The sequence below is a fragment of the Candidatus Shikimatogenerans bostrichidophilus genome, assembly GCF_033372575.1.
Lineage (GTDB): Bacteria > Bacteroidota > Bacteroidia > Flavobacteriales > Blattabacteriaceae > Shikimatogenerans > Shikimatogenerans bostrichidophilus_L.
In genome coordinates this window covers 15303-30306 of the sequence record NZ_CP104094.1, presented here as the reverse complement: position 1 = coordinate 30306, position 15004 = coordinate 15303, and the positions used below count along the sequence as shown (strand labels likewise).

Genomic DNA, 15004 nt, shown 5'->3' with positions numbered 1-15004 from the left:
TTTTTTTTTATATTTTTATTCCATTTTTTCTAATTGCTTCTATTAAAATTTTTATTCTTCCTTTATATCTATATTTTTTTATATCTACAAATATTTTTTTAATCTTTAATTTTAACATTTTTTCAGCTATTTTTTTTCCTACTATATTTGACATTTCTGATTTAGTCATTTTTTTATTATTTTTTTTTTTTTCTATTATTGAAGAATATGATATTAGTGTAATTTGATTAATATCATCTATTATTTGAACATATATTTCTTTATTACTTCTAAATACTGATAATCTTGGTATATTCATATTTCTTATATTTCTATTATTACCTTTCATTATTATATTATTATACTGATTTTCCTTTTTTAATTATTATTTTTTCATTTATATATCTTATACCTTTTCCTTTATATGGTTCAGGTTTTTTTAAAGATCTTATTTTTGATGCTACTATTCCTAATAATTGTTTATTAATACAAAAAATATTTATTATTATATTATTATTATCTCCTATTTCCTTTTCTGTTGTTATATTTATTTCTTTACAAAATTTCATTACTATTTTATGTGAATATCCTACATTTAAATTTAATATTTGCCCATTTCCTATTGCATTATATCCTACTCCTACTAATTTTAATTTTTTATTATATCCTTTATTTACTCCTTTTATCATATTATATATTAACATTCTATAAAGTCCATGTAAACTTTTATATTTTTTAATATTTTTTTTTTTATTTATTAAATATATTTTATCTTCTAATATTTTTATTATTATATTATTATTTATTTTTTGTTTTAAATTGCCTAATTTTCCTTTTACATATATATATTTATCTTTTTTATATATATTTACATTATTAGGAATAATTATATATTTTTTTCCTATTCTTGACATATTATTATTTTATTTAATATATTATACATAATATTTCTCCTCCTATTTTTTTAATTTTTGCTTCTTTTCCTGTCATTACTCCACTTGAAGTAGATATTATTGATATTCCATATCCATTTAATACTTTATAAATATTTTTATATTTTAAATATTTTCTTAAACTTGGTTTACTTATTCTTTTTATTTTTCTTATTACTGAATTATTATTTATATATTTTAAATATATTTTTATTTTCTTAATTTTATTTTTATATATTTTATATTTTTTTATATAATTATTATTATATAATACTTTAGTTATATTTTTATTTATTTTTGAATAATTTACTTTTACATATTTTTTTTTAACATTACATGCATTTCTTATTAATGTTAAATAATTTCCGATAGTATCCATTTCCTATTTTTTTTTATTTTTTTTTCTTTTTATAATTCTTTTGCATCTTCCTCCATATATATTATTATTTTTAAATGGTAATCCTAAATTTATTAATAATTCTTTAGCTGAATTATCATCTTTTGTACTTGTTACAAAACTTATATTCATTCCATAAATTCTTTTTACTTTTTCAAAATTAATTTCTGGAAATATTATATGTTCTTTTATACCTAAATTATAATTTCCTTTTCCATCAAAACTATTTTCTTTTATTCCATTAAAATCTTTTGATCTTGGTAATGCTACTGAAATTAATCTTTCTAAAAATTCATACATTATATTTCTTCTTAATGTTACCATACATCCTATTTTTGTTCCTTTTCTTAATTTTAATCCTGATATATCTTTTTTTGATAATCTATAAGTTGATTTTTGACCTGTTAATAATGATAAATCTTCCATAGTATCTACTATATTATTTTTATTTCTTACCCCTACCCCTATATTAATTACAATTTTTTTTAATTTAGGTACTTGCATTATATTTTTATATTTTAATTTTTTTTTTAAATTATTAATTACTTTTTTTTCATATAATAATTTTATTCTTGGTATATACATAATTATTATTCCTCTTTTTTATATGTTTTTCCTACTCTTATTATTTTTTTTTTTTTTGACTTATATTTTAATTCTTTATTATAATTAGTGAAATATTTTTTCATTTCATATATTTCTCCTTTCATTATCCAGACTTTAACTCCTATTTTTCCATATTTAGTATTGGCTTCTGATAATGAATAATCAATATTTGATCTTATTGTTGACAATTTTATACTTCCTTCTTTATATACTTCTGTTCTAGCTATTTCTGATCCATTTAATCTCCCTGATATTTTTATTTTTATTCCCTTTATTTTTTTTTTCATTGCTGATTTTATTGCATATTTAATAGATTTTTTATAAGATATTCTACTTTCTACTTGTCTACATATATTTTTAGATACTAATATTGAATCTATTTCAGGATATTTTACATCTACTACATTAATATAAACAAATCTCTTAGTTATTTTTTCTTTTTTTTTATAATATAAATATTCTTTTTTCTTTATTATATTATTTATTTCTTTTTTTAACTTATCTACTTCTTTTCCTTTTTTTCCTATTACTATTGCAGGTTTAGATGTACATATAGTTATTACTACTCTATTATTCATTTTTTCTATTATTATTGTCGATATACAATATTTATATCTATTATTTATATATTTTCTTATCCTATTATCTTCATTTACATTTAAATAATAATTTTTTATCCATATTGATTTCCATCCATAAATTATTCCTAATCTATTAGATATTGGATTTGATTTTTGTCCCATTTTTATTTTTTATTTCTAATTTTATTATACTTAATCTTTTTCTTATTTCATTTATCCTTCCTTGTGGGGCATATTTTACTCTTTTTATTATTCCTGAACTATTAACTATTAAACTATAAATATATAAATTTTTTATATCCTTTTTTCCTGTTTTTATTTTATAATTTGATATTGTTGATAATATTAAATTTATTAATATTTTTGATTTTTTATAACTTATATAATTTTTTAAAATTTCAATTGCTGTTAAAACCTTTTTACCTTTTATTAAATTTATTAAATTTCTTATTTTTCTTGGAGATATTCTTACATTTTTTATATAAGAATAAAATTTTGTTTTATTTTTTTTTTTTATTTTTAACGCTGTATTTCTTTTTCTTTTTCCCATTTTTTATTATTATTTTTTATTTTTTTCTTTTTTTCCTGAATGACCTTTAAAATTTCTAGTTGGTGCAAATTCTCCTAATTTATAACCTACCATTTCTTCGGTAATAAATACTGAAATAAATTTTTTACCATTATGTACTAATATTGTGTTTCCTATGAATTCTGGTATTATTACTGATGATCTTGACCAAGTTTTTATAGATTTTTTATTTTTTCTTTCTAAATTATTTATTTTTATTTTTTTTAATAATTTATAATCTATATATGGTCCTTTTTTTAATGATCTAGGCATTTTTTTTTATTTTAAAATATATTTTGAATATTTTTTATTTTTTTTACGTGTTTTAAATCCTTTTGCGTAAATTCCTTTTCTACTTTTTGGATGTCCTCCTGATGCTTTACCTTCACCCCCACCCATCGGATGATCAATAGGATTCATTGCTACTCCTCTTGTTCTTGGTCTTTTTCCTAACCATCTATTATTTCCTGCTTTTTTTAATTTTTTAAATTTATGATTTTTATTTGATATACTTCCTATTGTTGCCATACTCTTTAATAATACCATTTTTTTTTCATTTGATGATAATTTTATAATTGCATATTTTTTATCCTTTGATATTAATTTTGAATATGTTCCTGCACTTCTTGAATATATAGCTCCATTTCCTGGTATATTTTCTACACAACATATTATAGTTCCTAAAGGAATTAAATCTAATGTAGTTGAATCTCCTATATTTAATGATGATTTTTTTTTTGATGATATTATTCTATCTCCTATTTTTAATCCTTTTACTGATAAAATATATTTTTTTTCTCCATCTTTATAATACAATAATGATATATATGATGATCTATTAGGATCATATTCTTTTTTTTTAACTGTTGCTATTACATCATATTTATTTCTTTTAAAATCTATTAATCTATATTTTTTTTTATGGCCTCCTCCTATATATCTTACCGTTATTCTACCTTGATTATTTCTACCTCCTGATTTTAATTTTCCATATATTAATTTATTGTACTTAAATCTCTTTTTTTTTATTATTTTCATTATTAATCAATAATTTAATTTTTTTTTTATTATTTTCATTATTATTCAATAATTTAATTTTTTTTTTATTATTAAAATATTTTACTATTATTTTTCTAATTATTTTATTTTTTTTTTTTATTTTAATAATATTTATTTTTTTTACTATTAAACTATAATTTATTTTAAAATATTTTTTTAATTGTATTTTATTAATATTTTTATTATTTAAATAATAACTATATAAATTATATTTTTTATATAATTTAATTGACTTATAAGTTTTTAAAGGCCTTATTAATAATTTCATAATTTTATTATATTAATTATATTTTTTATTTTTTTATTTATAAATATTATATAATCTGATATTAATATTTTATATATATTAATTTGTTTTATATTATTAATTGTAACAGTTTTAATATTTTTTGATGATATTAGTAAGTTTTTATATTTTTTATCTGTTATTATTAAATATTTTTTTTTATTATTTATTTTTATTTTTAATTTTTTAAAATAATTAATAAAATATTTAGTTTTATGTGAATAAAATTTTATTTTTTTTAATCTAAATACTTTTTTATTAATTATTTTATTACATAATAAAATTTTTTTCACTATTTTATAAACCTTTTTATTTATTTTATTTTTATAATTTCTATTATTTTTTGGTCCAAATATTCTTCCTCCTCCTCTAAATATAGGATTTTTTATATCTCCTTTTCTTGCCTTTCCTGTTCCTTTTTGCTTTTGTAATTTTCTAGTACTTCCTTTTATTTCACTTCTTTCTTTTGTTTTACTTGTATTTTTTCTTTTTGAATTAAGATATTTTTTTACATATAAATAAATTATATGTTCTTTATTTTTGAACATATTATATTTATTTATTATATTTATATTTTTTTTTATCTTATTATTATTTATTAAATTTTCCATATTTTTTTTTTATTATTAAATATTTATTATTTTTTCCTGGTACTGATCCTTTTACTAATAAAATATTTTTTTTTATTAATAATATTTTTATTTTTTTAACGGTTACTTTTTTATTTCCCATTCTTCCTGCCATTTTCAATCCTTTTATTACTTTAGCTGGATAAGTTCCTGCTCCTATAGATCCTGGTGCTCTTAATCTATTATGTTGTCCATGTGTTTTTGATCCAACTCCTGAAAATTTATGTCTTTTAACTACTCCTTGAAAACCTTTTCCTAAAGAATATCCTGTTATATCTATTTTTTCTCCTATATTAAATATCTCTAAATCAATTTTTTTTTTATTTTTTATATATTTTATTTCATTCTCTGTTAATCTATTAAATTCTATAATTTTTTTATAATATTTACTATTATATTTTTTAAATATTCCCATTAATGGTTTATTTACTTTTTTTACTTTTATATACCCTAATAATATTTTATTATTACTTTTTTTTATAATAAATCCTTTTTCTGTTTTTATTACTGTACATGTATATATTTTACCTTTTCTAAATACATTTATCATTTTTATTTTTTTTCCTATTAAACCTATCATTTACTTACTTTTTTTTTATATTCGTATTTTCTTTTATTTTTTTTAACTCGTATGATATATAGTAATATTTAATTATCATATTATATATTATAATTTATTATCTATTATTTTATTTAAAATATTTTTTGGTACTTCTTCATAATGTGAAAATATCATATTTGAATATGCTCTACCTGATGATAATGATCTTAATATTGTCACATACCCAAACATTTCTGATAAAGGTACTAAAGCATTAATTATTTTTTCATTATTTTTATTATCTATTATATTTTTTATTATTCCTCTTCTTTTATTTATATCACTCACTATATTACCCATATTTTCATTTTGACAATTAATTACTAATTTCATTATAGGTTCCATTATTATTGGTTTAGTTTTTTTTGATGAATTTCTATACCCATTTTTAGCTACTATTTCAAATGATAAAGAATCTGAATCTACTGAATGATAAGATCCATCTAATAATACTATTTCCATTGAATCTATTTCATATCCTAATAATGGCCCTATTTGCATAGAATATTTAAATCCTTTTTCTATTGAACTTATATATTCCTTTGGAATATTCCCTCCTTTTACTTTATTTATAAATTTTAATCCTTTTTTTTTATATGGTCCTATAGTAAATAAAATTTCTGCAAATTTTCCTCTTCCACCTGTCTGTTTTTTATATATTTCTCTATGAGTAATTTTTTTAGTTATTTTTTCTTTATATTCTACTTTTGGTTTACCTTTATTAATATCTAAATTAAATTCTCTTTTTATTCTATCTATTATAATATCTAAATGTAATTCTCCCATTCCATAAATTATTATTTGTCCTGTTTTATTATCCATTTTTACTTTAAATGTTGGATCTTCTTCTTCCATTTTAGATAAAGCTAAATTTAATTTTTCTATTTCAGATTTTATTTTTGTTTCTATCGCTATTCCCATAACTGGTTTAGGAAATAATATTTTTTCTAATATTATTGGATTATTTTCATCACATAATGTATCTCCTGTTTTTATATCTTTTAATCCTACTCCTGCAAATATATCTCCTGCACATATTTTATTTATAGGAATTTGTTTATTTGCATGCATTTGATACATTCTGGATATTCTTTCGGTTTTATTAGTTCTTGAGTTTAATACATAATCACCAACTTTTAAACTTCCTGAATATACTCTAATAAATACTAATTTACCATAATATTTATTAGTAGATATTTTAAATACTAATGAACAATAAGGATATTTATAATTTGGTTTAACAATACATTTTTTTTTATTTATTTTTTCTATTCCTATTATTTTTTTTGATTTTAAAGGAGAAGGTAAATACATACATATTGCATCTAACATTTTTTGTACTCCTTTATTTTTAAATGAAGAACCACATAACATAGGTATTAAATTCATTTTACATGTTTCTTTTTTTATTATAGATATTATTTTTTTTTTTTTAATTTTTTTTCCTTCTAAATAATTATTCATTATTTCTTCATCGTATTCAGATAAATTCTCTAATATTTTTTTTTTATATTTTTTTATTTTTTCTATTTCATTCTCTGGTATATCTTTTATATTATATTTCATTCCATAATTTTTATTCTCCCATATTATATATTTTTCTAATATTATATCTATAATACCTATAAATTTTCCCTCTTTTTCTAATGGCAATTGTAATATAATCGTATTACATTTTAATTTTTTTTTTACATCTTTACAAACTTTTAAGTAATTAGAACCTTTTCTATCCATTTTATTTACATACCCTATTCTTGGTATTTTATATTTATTTGCTTGTTTCCAAACTGTTTCTGATTGTGGTTCTACTCCTTCTACTGAACTAAATAATACTACCATTCCATCTAATACTCTTAATGATCTTTCTACTTCTACTGTAAAATCTACATGACCAGGAGTATCTATTATATTTATATAATAATCTTTTTTATTATATTTCCATATACATCTAGTTGCTGCAGATGTTATTGTTATCCCTCTTTCTTGCTCTTGTTCCATCCAATCCATTGTTGTATTTCCTTCATGTACCTCTCCTATTTTATGACTTCTTCCTGTATAATATAATATTCTTTCTGTTGTTGTTGTTTTTCCTGCATCAATATGCGCTACTATTCCTATATTTCTAGTATATTTTAATTTATTTTTATTCATATTTTTATTTTATATATTAATATTTTTAAATGCTTTATTAGATTCTGCTAATTTATATATATTATTTCTTTTTTTTATTGCCTCTCCTATTCCATTATAAGCGGCTATTATTTCATTAGCTAATTTATCAGACATTGTTTTTTCTTTTCTTTTTTTGGCATATAATATTAACCATTTAATTGATAAATATATTTTTTTTCTTTTATTAATTTCAATTGGTATATTATAATTAGTTCCTCCTATTTTTTTATTTTTTATTATTTTTTTAGGCGCAATATTTTTTAACGATTTTTTAAATATTATTAACGGATTTATATCTTTTATTTTATTATTTATGATATTTAACGCATTATAAAATATTTTATAAGCTAAATTTTTTTTTCCATCTCTCATTAAATTATTTACAAAATAAGTTACTAATTTACTATTATATTTATAATCTTTTTTATAAATTCTTTTTTTAAATTTTATTTTTCTCATTTATTTATATATTATATATTATTTATATATTTAAATGTTGATAATATTTTTGTTTTATTATCTATAATAGCTATATTATGCTCATAATGGGCTGATAACAAATTATCTTTAGTTAAATAAGTCCATTTATCTTTACTTAATTTTATTTTACTTGTTCCTTGATTAACTATAGGTTCAATTGATAATACCATTCCATTTTTTATTTTTATCCCTGTATTTTTTTTTCCATAATTAGGAATATTTGGATATTCATGTATTTTTCTGCCTATTCCATGTCCAAATAAATCTTTTACTACTTTAAACCCCTTATTAGTTATAAATTTATTTATTTTATATCCTATATCTCCTATTCTTTTTCCAATTTTACTCTCTTTTATTCCTATATATAATGATTTTTTTGTATATTTTAATAATTTTTTTTTTATTTTTGATATTTCCCCTACTCCAAAAGTATATGCATGTTCACCATAATATTTATTCATTAATACTCCACAATCTATAGATATTATATCTCCTTCTTTTAAATTAATATTTCTAGGTATTCCATGAACTACTTCATTATTTATAGATGTACAAATAGTATTTGGATAATTATATAATCCTAAAAACGCTGGTTTTCCACCATTATCATTAATATATTCATAAGCTATTTTATCTAATTTTAATAAATTTACTCCAGGTTTTATATATTCTGACATTATTCCTAATGTTTTAGAAGTTAATATTGAACTTTTTTTTATTAACTTTATTTCTTCTTTATTTTTTATCAACATTTTTTTTTATATAGGTGGTACTAGATTCGAACTAGTGACCTTTTGCTTGTAAGGCAAACGCTCTAAACCAACTGAGCTAACCACCTTTTTAGAAATTATATTTCTATAATTTAATTTTATTATAATTAATTTTATTATAATTAATTTTATTATAATTAATTTTATTATAATTAATTTTATTATAATTAATTTTATTATAATTAATTTTATTATAATTAATTTTTATTATTAACTATTAATTATTTTTTTTTCAATTTTGAAATTAATTCTATATCATTTAATATATTACTATATTTAATATTTTTTTTATTATTCCATTTAATATAATTAATTTTCATTTTATTGGCTATATAATATTTATATTTATATTTATTTTTTATTTTTTTAATACTTTTTATTAATTTTGGTATTATTTTTCCGTAATATTTATATTCATTTCCATTTTTAGGATAATCTAATTTTTTAATTTTTTTTTTTTTTAAATAATAAATAGGTTTTTTATTTTTAAATGGATATTCTTTTTTTTTTAATTTTTTATTAGTTAATAAATATAATTGATCCCATAATATACGTTTATATATATTTATATTACTTATAATTTTTTTATTTTTCATTATTTTTAATATATATATATATTGACTTATTCTATTTGTATTTTTTAATTTCTTTAACGTATCTTCTATTAATTTTTGTATATTTCTTCCATATTGAGGAAATATTATTTTACTTTTTTTAGTATTATATTCCATTTTTATTATTTATTGAATTATTTTATTTATTAATATTTTTTTTTTTTATGTCAAAAATATGTAAAATTACTAATAAACGTCCAATTAAAGGTAATAAAATATCTCATTCAAATATTAAAACTAAAAGATGGTTTAAAATTAATTTTTTTAATAAAAAATTTTTTATTAATAACAAATGGATAAAACTTAAACTATCTACTTCAGCTATTAGATTAATTAAAAAAAAAGGTATTAATTTTATTATTAAACTATTAAATATTAAATAATGTAATTATATTAATATTATTTTATTATTTTATTTAAATAATAATAAAATTTATCTATTTCTTCTTTATTATTATATAATCCTAAACTTACTCTTATTGTACCATTTAATTTTAAATATTTCATTAATGGTTCTGCACATTGATTTCCTATTCTTACTTGTATACCATAGTTATTTAATAATAATCCAATATCATAATTATTTTTATTTTTTATATTAAATGACAATATTGATGATGAATTAATATTATCTTTTCCATATAAAATAATTTTTTTATTTTTTAATAATAATTTTTTCAAATAATTAATTAATTTATTTTCATATATATTAATGTTATAAATTTTTATTTTATTTAAATATTTTATTACATACATAAAACTATATATTGAAGCTATATTTATTGTTCCTGCTTCTAATTGTTTATATCCATTCTCATATATAGTATTCTTATATCTTACTTCTTTTATCATTCCTCCTCCATATTGATATGGTATTAATTTATTTAATATTTCTTCTTTACAATATAATATTCCTAATCCTGTAGGACCATATATTTTATGACTAGAAAATACTAAAATATCTACATTTAATTTTTGTACATCTATAGGGATATGAGCAATTGATTGAGCACAATCTAAAATAATTAATATGTTTCTATTATAATTTTTTATTATTTCTACTATTTTTTTTATAGGTAAAATAGTACCAAATACATTTGATATATGAGTAATAGAAACAATTTTAGTTTTTTTAGATAATTTATATTTCAAGTATTTTAAAGATATATTATATTTTTCATTAATTTTTAATATTTTTAATTTAAGTTTTTTTTTTTTACATAATATTTGCCATGGAATTAGATTTGAATGATGTTCTAATTGAGAGATAATAATTTCATCATTTTTTTTATTAATATTTTTTAAACATACTGATAATAAATTAATTGATTCGGTAGTACTTTTAGTAAATATTATTTCTTTATAACTATTAGCATTAATTAATTTTTTAATTGTTTTTCTACATTCATCTACATATATTGTAGATTTTACACTTAAATAATTATTATATCTATAAAGATTAGAATTATAATTATAATAATAATATTTTATTTTATCTATTAGAATTTTAGGTTTTTGTGTAGTTGAAGAATTATCGAAATATATTAATTTATAGCCATTTATAATTTTTTTTAATATAGGAAATTCTTTTCTTATTAATTTAATTTCTTTTTTATTAAACATTTTAAATAATTGTATATAATTTTTTAATAATATTATTTTTTATATTATTTAAATATTTATTTTTTAAAATTAAATATTTATAAATATTTGATAAATAAAATATTATTTTACATTTTTTTAATTTTAATCCTCTAGTTAATAAATAATAAATTATATTTTTATCTATTTTTCCTAATGTAAATCCATGTGAACATATTACTTTATTAGAATTAATATTTAATTCTGGTTTAGCAAATAAAAATACTTTATTAGATAAAATAAAATTTTTATAATTTTGTAATGATATATTATTTTTAGTTTTATTTTTTATATTTATATTTCCATTTATTACACAATATGAATTATAATTATAAACTCCTATATAATATAATTTATTATTACAATAATTATAATTATTTTTTATATTTATATAATTTTCTAATATTTGATTTTTGCTTAATATTATTATATTATATACTCTAGTATAACATTTATTATTTATATATTTTATATTTATATCATTTAAAGTTAATCTATTATTATAATCTATATTATATAATATTAATTTACTTTTATAATCTTGATATATATAGATATTGTTAATATTATTTATATATAATGTTTTATTATTATATTTATAATAATTTACTTCACTGTTTTTTTTTAATAATATATTAATTATTGAATTATTAATTATTTTTTTTTTATTATTATTAATTATATATTCCTCTATAATATTAATTTTATTTTTTACTTTTATAAATACATTATCATTTATTATTTCTTTATATTTATAATTTTTTAAATATATATAATATATTTTTAAATCTATTATTAAAATGTTTTTTATATCTATTAAATAAATATATTTTTTTTTATTTGATAAGTATAATATATTAATTAAAGAATAATAATTATAAAATCTAAAATATTTTAAATATTTATTAATTATTTTTTTTATTAATATTTTTTTAATTTTTATTAATTTTTTTATATTTTTTTTAATTATTATATTTGTTAATTTCCCATTTTTATATGTAATATTTATATCATTATTATATTTTATATTTAATTTATATTTTTTTTCATTTTTATTATATTTATTATTTTTATTATTATATATTTTATTTAATTTTATAATATTTTTAATTTTTGAATATTTATATTTATCCTTTATATTATTTTTTTTTTTTTTTAATTTTTTTAATAATTTTTTTTTTTTTTTTTTTTTTTTTTTTTTTTTTTTTTTTTTTTTTTTTTTTTTTTTTTTTTTTTTTTTTTTTTTTTTTTTTTTTTTTTTTTTTTTTTTTTTATTTTTTTTTTTTTTTTTTTTTTTTTTTTTTATTTTTTTTTTTTTTTTTTTTTTTTTTTTTTTTTTTTTTTTTTTTTTTTTTTTTTTTTTTATTTTTTTATTTTTTTTATTTTTTAATTTTTTTATTTTTTTTTTTTTTTTTTTTTTTTTTTTATTAATATTTTTAATAATTTTTTTCTTTTTTTTTTATTTATATTTTTTATTAATTCTTCTATTTTCATTGTTTTACTATTTTTTTATATCCATATTTTTCTATTTTTTCTATTATATTCTTATTACTACTTTTTATTATTTTTCCATTATATAATATATGCACATAATTAGTATTTATATATTTTATAATATTTGTATTATGTGTAATTATTATTATTGAACATTTATATTTTTTTTTATATTTATTTATATTTTTAAATATTATATTTAATGTATCTATATCTAATCCAGAATCAATTTCATCTAATATAACTAATTTAGGTTTTAATAATAACATTTGTAATATTTCATTTTTTTTCTTTTCTCCACCTGAAAAACCTACATTAAAATAACGATATAAATAATTTTTATTTATTTTTAATTTTTTACATACTTTATATATTTTTTTTAATATTACTCTATTATTATATTTTTTTTTTAATATAGTTTTTAAATAACTATACATTGTTATACCATTTATTTCTATTGGATATTGAAATGATAAATAAATTCCTAATTTTGATATTTCATAAGGTGATAAATTATTAATTAATTTATTATTAAATAATATTTTTCCTTTTTCAATTATATATTTTTGTTTACCTGATATTACATATGATAATGTACTTTTTCCTGATCCATTTGGTCCCATAATGATATGAATTTCATTATTTTTAATTTTTAAATTTAAACCTTTAATAATTAAATTATTTTTTATTTTTACATATAAATTATTTATATCTAACATATATTTATTCTATTCTATTCTATTCTATTCTATTCTATTATATTATATTCTATTATATTATATTATTTTATTTTATCCTACAGTATTCTTTAATTTTATATTTAATAATTCTTTAGCTTCTAATGCAAATTCTAAAGGTAATTCTTTAATTATTTCCATACTAAAACCATTTACTATTATTGACATTGCATTTTCATTATTTATTCCTCTTTGATTACAATAATAGATTTGTTCTTCTTCTATATTAGATATCGTTGATTCATGTTCTATTTTAGCTGAAGAATTAGTAGATATTATATAAGGTAAAGTATGAGTACTACATTTATTACCTATTAATAATGAATCACATTGAGTATAATTATTAGAATTTTTAGAATTCTTATTTATCTTTACTAATCCTCTATATGTATTAATTGATTTATCCATACATATACTTTTAGATATTATTATACTTTTTGTATTTTTTCCTATATGTATCATTTTAGTTCCTGTATCTATTTGTTGATAATTTTTAGTTAATGAAACTGATCTAAATTCGCCAATTGAATTATCTCCTTTTAAAATACATGATGGATATTTCCAAGTTAATAATGAACCAGTTTCTAACTGTATCCATGTAATTTTTGAATTTTTATTGCATATTCCTCTTTTAGTAACAAAATTATATATTCCCCCTTTTCCTTTTTTATTACCAGGATACCAATTTTGTACTGTTGAATATTTAATGTTTGCATTTTTTAATGCTATTAATTCTACTACTGCTCCATGTAATTGATTTTTTTTTCTTATTGGGGCTGTACAACCTTCTAAATAACTTACTGATCCACCTTCATCAACTATTATTAATGTTCTTTCAAATTGACCAATTAAACTATTATTTATTCTAAAATATGTTGATAAATCAATTGGACATTTTACTCCTTTTGGAATATAACAAAAAGAACCATCTGAAAAAACTGCTGAATTTAATGAGGCATAATAATTATCTTTATAAGATACTACAGTACCCATATATTTTTTTATTAAATTACTATATTTAGTTATTGCTTCATTTATTGAACAAAATATGATACCATATTTATTCAATATTTTTTTATAAGTTGTAGTAATACTAGTAGAATCAAAAATAAAATCAATTGATACTTTTTTATTTTTTTTATTATTTTTTATAGGAACTCCTAATTTTTCAAAAGTTTTTATTATTTTTTTATCTAATTTATTATTTTTTTTTACAATTTCTGAAAAATAACTAATTAAATTAAAATTAATTTTTTTATAATTTAAGTTTGACCATTTAGGATATTTTAATTTTTTCCAATACTTAAAAGATTTTAATCTCCATTTTGTCATCCATTTTGGTTCATTTTTTAATTTTGATATTTTTTTAATTATTTTTTTATTTATACCTATTGATAACGTATTAGATTTTATATTTGTATAAAATCCATATTTATATATATTATTTTTAATTTTCAT

The 15004-nt window shown here is 16.4% G+C and carries 20 protein-coding genes and 1 tRNA gene; 1 reads left to right on the top strand and 20 read right to left on the bottom strand.

The features are described 5' to 3' along the window. Positions 1-7: 7 nt before the first annotated feature. From N2590_RS00170 to N2590_RS00095, 16 genes are all read right to left on the bottom strand, one after another. A complete protein-coding gene (locus N2590_RS00170) occupies positions 8-328 on the bottom strand; it encodes a 50S ribosomal protein L18 (protein WP_318165799.1) in 321 nt (106 codons plus the stop codon). A 10-nt stretch (positions 329-338) separates the two neighbouring features. Then, on the bottom strand, positions 339-893 hold the full coding sequence (gene rplF, locus N2590_RS00165; protein ID WP_318165798.1) for a 50S ribosomal protein L6: 555 nt from the start codon (positions 891-893) through the stop codon (positions 339-341). A 13-nt stretch (positions 894-906) separates the two neighbouring features. Then, positions 907-1290 carry a 30S ribosomal protein S8 gene (gene rpsH / locus N2590_RS00160; RefSeq protein WP_318165797.1) on the bottom strand — a complete coding sequence of 128 codons (384 nt, stop codon included), beginning with the start codon at positions 1288-1290 and terminating at the stop codon, positions 907-909. A gap of 3 nt (positions 1291-1293) precedes the next feature. Next, positions 1294-1896 carry a 50S ribosomal protein L5 gene (gene rplE, locus N2590_RS00155; protein WP_318165848.1) on the bottom strand — a complete coding sequence of 201 codons (603 nt, stop codon included), beginning with the start codon at positions 1894-1896 and terminating at the stop codon, positions 1294-1296. A gap of 2 nt (positions 1897-1898) precedes the next feature. Continuing rightward, positions 1899-2657, bottom strand: coding sequence for a 30S ribosomal protein S3 (gene rpsC / locus N2590_RS00150; protein ID WP_318165796.1), 759 nt, complete (start codon positions 2655-2657; stop codon positions 1899-1901). Next, positions 2629-3045, bottom strand: a complete 417-nt coding sequence (locus tag N2590_RS00145; protein ID WP_318165795.1) for a large ribosomal subunit protein uL22 — start codon at positions 3043-3045, stop codon at positions 2629-2631. Before N2590_RS00145 ends, rpsC begins: the two co-directional genes overlap by 29 nt. A 9-nt stretch (positions 3046-3054) precedes the next feature. Further along, entirely contained in the window at positions 3055-3336 is a 282-nt protein-coding gene (gene rpsS / locus N2590_RS00140) for a 30S ribosomal protein S19 (RefSeq protein ID WP_318165794.1), read from the bottom strand. A gap of 6 nt (positions 3337-3342) precedes the next feature. Then, complete coding sequence (gene rplB, locus N2590_RS00135; RefSeq protein WP_318165793.1) at positions 3343-4101, bottom strand: 50S ribosomal protein L2; 759 nt, start codon at positions 4099-4101, stop codon at positions 3343-3345. Then, positions 4073-4390, bottom strand: coding sequence for a hypothetical protein (locus N2590_RS00130; RefSeq protein WP_318165792.1), 318 nt, complete (start codon positions 4388-4390; stop codon positions 4073-4075). Before N2590_RS00130 ends, rplB begins: the two co-directional genes overlap by 29 nt. Continuing rightward, entirely contained in the window at positions 4387-5019 is a 633-nt protein-coding gene (gene rplD, locus N2590_RS00125; RefSeq protein ID WP_318165791.1) for a 50S ribosomal protein L4, read from the bottom strand. The genes N2590_RS00130 and rplD overlap by 4 nt, the downstream gene beginning before the upstream one ends. Then, complete coding sequence (gene rplC, locus N2590_RS00120; protein ID WP_318165790.1) at positions 5000-5617, bottom strand: 50S ribosomal protein L3; 618 nt, start codon at positions 5615-5617, stop codon at positions 5000-5002. The genes rplD and rplC overlap by 20 nt, the downstream gene beginning before the upstream one ends. Before the next feature lie 87 nt (positions 5618-5704). Further along, on the bottom strand, positions 5705-7789 hold the full coding sequence (gene fusA / locus N2590_RS00115; protein WP_318165789.1) for an elongation factor G: 2085 nt from the start codon (positions 7787-7789) through the stop codon (positions 5705-5707). Between the two features lie 9 nt (positions 7790-7798). After that, positions 7799-8269, bottom strand: a complete 471-nt coding sequence (gene rpsG / locus N2590_RS00110) for a 30S ribosomal protein S7 (RefSeq protein WP_318165788.1) — start codon at positions 8267-8269, stop codon at positions 7799-7801. An 11-nt stretch (positions 8270-8280) separates the two neighbouring features. Next, on the bottom strand, positions 8281-9042 hold the full coding sequence (gene map / locus N2590_RS00105; RefSeq protein WP_318165787.1) for a type I methionyl aminopeptidase: 762 nt from the start codon (positions 9040-9042) through the stop codon (positions 8281-8283). Positions 9043-9053: 11 nt separating this feature from the next. Further along, positions 9054-9128, bottom strand: a tRNA-Val gene (locus tag N2590_RS00100). Between the two features lie 153 nt (positions 9129-9281). Next, entirely contained in the window at positions 9282-9791 is a 510-nt protein-coding gene (locus tag N2590_RS00095; protein WP_318165786.1) for a DUF4290 domain-containing protein, read from the bottom strand. A gap of 47 nt (positions 9792-9838) precedes the next feature. Here N2590_RS00095 and rpmB point away from each other — a divergent pair, with 47 nt between their 5' ends. Continuing rightward, positions 9839-10057 carry a 50S ribosomal protein L28 gene (gene rpmB / locus N2590_RS00090; RefSeq protein WP_318165785.1) on the top strand — a complete coding sequence of 73 codons (219 nt, stop codon included), beginning with the start codon at positions 9839-9841 and terminating at the stop codon, positions 10055-10057. A gap of 16 nt (positions 10058-10073) precedes the next feature. On the opposite strand, the gene N2590_RS00085 is transcribed toward rpmB, so the two are convergent. From N2590_RS00085 to sufB, 4 genes are all read right to left on the bottom strand, one after another. Further along, the gene (locus tag N2590_RS00085; RefSeq protein ID WP_318165784.1) at positions 10074-11297 is read right to left on the bottom strand and encodes an aminotransferase class V-fold PLP-dependent enzyme; all 1224 of its coding nucleotides are present in this window, start codon (positions 11295-11297) and stop codon (positions 10074-10076) included. 1 nt (position 11298) lies between these two features. After that, positions 11299-11970, bottom strand: a complete 672-nt coding sequence (locus N2590_RS00855; protein WP_474373859.1) for a SufD family Fe-S cluster assembly protein — start codon at positions 11968-11970, stop codon at positions 11299-11301. An 835-nt stretch (positions 11971-12805) separates the two neighbouring features. Continuing rightward, positions 12806-13528, bottom strand: coding sequence for a Fe-S cluster assembly ATPase SufC (sufC, locus tag N2590_RS00080; protein WP_318165783.1), 723 nt, complete (start codon positions 13526-13528; stop codon positions 12806-12808). A gap of 72 nt (positions 13529-13600) precedes the next feature. Further along, positions 13601-15004, bottom strand: a complete 1404-nt coding sequence (sufB, locus tag N2590_RS00075) for a Fe-S cluster assembly protein SufB (protein ID WP_318165782.1) — start codon at positions 15002-15004, stop codon at positions 13601-13603.

Excerpts from the sequence above, each read along its gene's own strand:
- rpsG (WP_318165788.1), bottom strand. The coding sequence starts at position 8,269 with ATGAGAAAAATAAAATTTAAAAAAAGAATTTATAAAAAAGATTATAAA.
- rpmB (WP_318165785.1), top strand. The coding sequence starts at position 9,839 with ATGTCAAAAATATGTAAAATTACTAATAAACGTCCAATTAAAGGTAAT.
- N2590_RS00130 (WP_318165792.1), bottom strand. The coding sequence starts at position 4,390 with ATGAAATTATTAATAAGGCCTTTAAAAACTTATAAGTCAATTAAATTA.
- N2590_RS00095 (WP_318165786.1), bottom strand. The coding sequence starts at position 9,791 with ATGGAATATAATACTAAAAAAAGTAAAATAATATTTCCTCAATATGGA.
- sufB (WP_318165782.1), bottom strand. The coding sequence starts at position 15,004 with ATGAAAATTAAAAATAATATATATAAATATGGATTTTATACAAATATA.
- rpsS (WP_318165794.1), bottom strand. The coding sequence starts at position 3,336 with ATGCCTAGATCATTAAAAAAAGGACCATATATAGATTATAAATTATTA.
- rplB (WP_318165793.1), bottom strand. The coding sequence starts at position 4,101 with ATGAAAATAATAAAAAAAAAGAGATTTAAGTACAATAAATTAATATAT.
- rplC (WP_318165790.1), bottom strand. The coding sequence starts at position 5,617 with ATGATAGGTTTAATAGGAAAAAAAATAAAAATGATAAATGTATTTAGA.
- map (WP_318165787.1), bottom strand. The coding sequence starts at position 9,042 with ATGTTGATAAAAAATAAAGAAGAAATAAAGTTAATAAAAAAAAGTTCA.
- rpsC (WP_318165796.1), bottom strand. The coding sequence starts at position 2,657 with ATGGGACAAAAATCAAATCCAATATCTAATAGATTAGGAATAATTTAT.
- rpsH (WP_318165797.1), bottom strand. The coding sequence starts at position 1,290 with ATGGATACTATCGGAAATTATTTAACATTAATAAGAAATGCATGTAAT.
- fusA (WP_318165789.1), bottom strand. The coding sequence starts at position 7,789 with ATGAATAAAAATAAATTAAAATATACTAGAAATATAGGAATAGTAGCG.
- N2590_RS00145 (WP_318165795.1), bottom strand. The coding sequence starts at position 3,045 with ATGGGAAAAAGAAAAAGAAATACAGCGTTAAAAATAAAAAAAAAAAAT.
- rplF (WP_318165798.1), bottom strand. The coding sequence starts at position 893 with ATGTCAAGAATAGGAAAAAAATATATAATTATTCCTAATAATGTAAAT.
- rplD (WP_318165791.1), bottom strand. The coding sequence starts at position 5,019 with ATGGAAAATTTAATAAATAATAATAAGATAAAAAAAAATATAAATATA.
- sufC (WP_318165783.1), bottom strand. The coding sequence starts at position 13,528 with ATGTTAGATATAAATAATTTATATGTAAAAATAAAAAATAATTTAATT.
- N2590_RS00085 (WP_318165784.1), bottom strand. The coding sequence starts at position 11,297 with ATGTTTAATAAAAAAGAAATTAAATTAATAAGAAAAGAATTTCCTATA.
- N2590_RS00170 (WP_318165799.1), bottom strand. The coding sequence starts at position 328 with ATGAAAGGTAATAATAGAAATATAAGAAATATGAATATACCAAGATTA.